This is a genomic window from Mesorhizobium sp. M2A.F.Ca.ET.039.01.1.1 (assembly GCF_003998035.1).
Classification (GTDB): Bacteria; Pseudomonadota; Alphaproteobacteria; order Rhizobiales; family Rhizobiaceae; genus Mesorhizobium.
Genome location: NZ_RZRY01000829.1, coordinates 1 through 2,450 on the forward strand (window position 1 = coordinate 1; position 2,450 = coordinate 2,450).

Annotated in this window: 2 protein-coding genes; both read right to left on the reverse strand. The window is 60.7% G+C overall.

Annotation, left to right across the window (positions count from 1 at the left end; genetic code table 11):
• A partial coding sequence (locus EOA24_RS34300; RefSeq protein ID WP_127410606.1) for an ABC transporter substrate-binding protein occupies positions 1–1,206 on the reverse strand: 1,206 nt, incomplete at its 3' end.
• A gap of 95 nt (positions 1,207–1,301) precedes the next feature.
• The gene (locus tag EOA24_RS34305; protein ID WP_348633098.1) at positions 1,302–2,360 is read right to left on the reverse strand and encodes a branched-chain amino acid ABC transporter permease; all 1,059 of its coding nucleotides are present in this window, start codon (positions 2,358–2,360) and stop codon (positions 1,302–1,304) included.
• Positions 2,361–2,450 lie beyond the last annotated feature (90 nt).

A 2,450-nucleotide genomic window follows, 5' to 3' on the forward strand; every position in this document is an offset into this window, starting at 1 on the left:
CTGGATGATCTTGGCGGCGATGGTTTCACCCTTGTGGTTGTCGATGGAGGTTTTCAGCGGGCTGATGAGGCCTTCGGCGCCAAGCTCGACGATCCGCTTCTGATCGATGTCGAGATGTTCGAGCGCCCACTGGCCTTCGGCGGCGGTCAATGGCCTGTTGCCGAACTTCTTATGCCAGGTGCGCAGCGCCTCGACGAAGGTGATGGCTTCGATCACGCCGTAATTGTAGTAAACCGTGCCGAACTTCGAATTGTCCTTCAGGTCGGACTTGCCCTTGTCGAGGATGTCCGCCTTGAGCGTCTTCAAGATGCCGTAGTCGGTGCCCGGCGGGAAGACGGAGACGGCGAGGTAGCCGTTAGCGACAGCACCCGCCGGGCGAGCGTCGTCTTCCGAACCGCTCCAGATATCGCCGATGATGCGATCGGCGGGGAAGCCGACGCGCGCCGCGGTCTTGATCGCCACCGGCGTCATGACGCCCCAGCCGCGCAGAAAGACCCAGTCGGCGTTTGCACGACGGATCTGCTGCCACTGTGTCTGCTGCTGTTCGCCGGGATGCGGAACCGGAATCTGGATGTCTTCGAAGCCATATTTCTTGGAGAGGATGCCAAGCGGCTCGATCGTGTCGCGGCCATAGCCGCTATCGTGATAGAGCGTCGCGATCTTCAGCCCCTTGAGCTTGTCATAGCCGCCCGCCTGCTGGGCGATATAGTCGACGATGATCTGGGCTTCGCTCCAATAGTCGAACACCAACGGGTACTGGTAGGGAAAGACGTGACCATCGGTGGCGATGTTCTGGCCACCGCCGGGGCTGACGATCGGGATCTTGTCGACGCGAGCCTTGTCGGTGAGCGCGACGTCGAGACCGCTCGAGTGCGGATAGATTGCCGCCGTCAGCGCGCCGTTATAGCCGTTCTTGTAGCGTTCGTAGCATTCGATGCCGCGCTCGATCGTGTAGGCCGTCTCGCATTCCTGCACCAGGATCTTGACGCCATCGACGCCGCCCTCGACCTCATTGATGTAGCGGAGATAGTCGATATTGCCGGCACCGAACGGGATGAACGACGGAGCATAGGGTCCGGTGCGGTAGGTAAACAGCGGATAGAGCTGTTGGCCCGTGCCGTCCTCGGCGAAGGACGCGCTGCTCATGAGCGTGACAGCCATCGCGGCAGCCGCCGCCAGCGACATGGTCTTGGTTAGCAATGACATTGTGCAACCCTTGTTTGAGTGGTTTGGAGAAAGTGACGACCAATGCTTGGGAGGAGGCGAAAGACCTGGCGCCGAGGTGTTTCGTCTGTCTGGGTTCAGTTGGATGATCGTGCTCGCGAGCGAAGGGCTTCCAAGCCGCGCCTCCCCAGGCTCGACAAACCATCCGGTTCCTTGATCAAGAGCACGATGATGATCGTGCCGAAGATGATGTGCTGCAGGTTTGCCAGCGCGCCCTGATCGCCGAGAAATGACAAGTCGATGATCAATGACAGCCGGTCGAGCAGGATCGGCGTCAGCACGATGAAGGCGGCACCGAGAAAATTGCCGAAGATGGTTGCCACGCCACCGATGATGACGATGAACAGGATCTGGAACGACTTATCGAGGTTGAACGCATGCGCGTCCGAGGTGCCAAGATATCCGAAGGCCCAGAGAGCGCCGGCGATGCCAAGGAAAAACGAGCTTATCCCGAAGGATAAAAGTTTGCGGCGCGCCACGCGGATGCCGATGACCGAGGCAGCGACATCCATGTCGCGGATCGCCATCCACTCGCGGCCGACACGGCTTTTGACGCTGGCGAAGGCCAGCGCGATGAGCAACACCGTGGTTGCGATCACCAGATAGTAGCGGCCGGTGGCCGACTGGAGGTCGTAGTCGAGGATCTGCAGTCGAGGCGCCGAGATGATCAGCGACTGGCTGTCATTCGAAAACCAGCTGAAATTGGTGAACAGCCATTCGAACAGGAACTGGGCGCCCAGCGTCGAAGCGCCGAGATAGAAGCCCTTGATGCGCAGCGACGGCAGCCCGAAGATGACGCCGGCAACCGCCGCGATCAGGCCGGCAAGGATCAGGACGACCGGCAGTGGCAAGAACGGCGCACGCAGCAGCAAATTATAGGTCGAGAAAGCGCCGATCGACATGAAGGCAGCCGAACCAATCGACACGAGCCCGGTATAGCCCATCAGCAGGTTCAGGCCGATCCCGGCAAGCCCCATGATCACTGTCGGGATGATGATCGAGCTCAGCCAGTAGTCGTCGGCAAGAGCCGGCACCGCGAAGGCGGCGATCAGCCCAGCAACGATGGCGATGGTGACAACGCCAAAGGCAGGCTGGCGGAGCGGCTTGGACGGGGCTGATTCCTGCAACGTGGTCACGATCAGACCCTTTCGATTTCGCGGTCGCCGAACAGGCCGGCCGGACGCGCCAGCAGGAAGCCGACAGCGAGGATGTAGGCAAACCAGGTG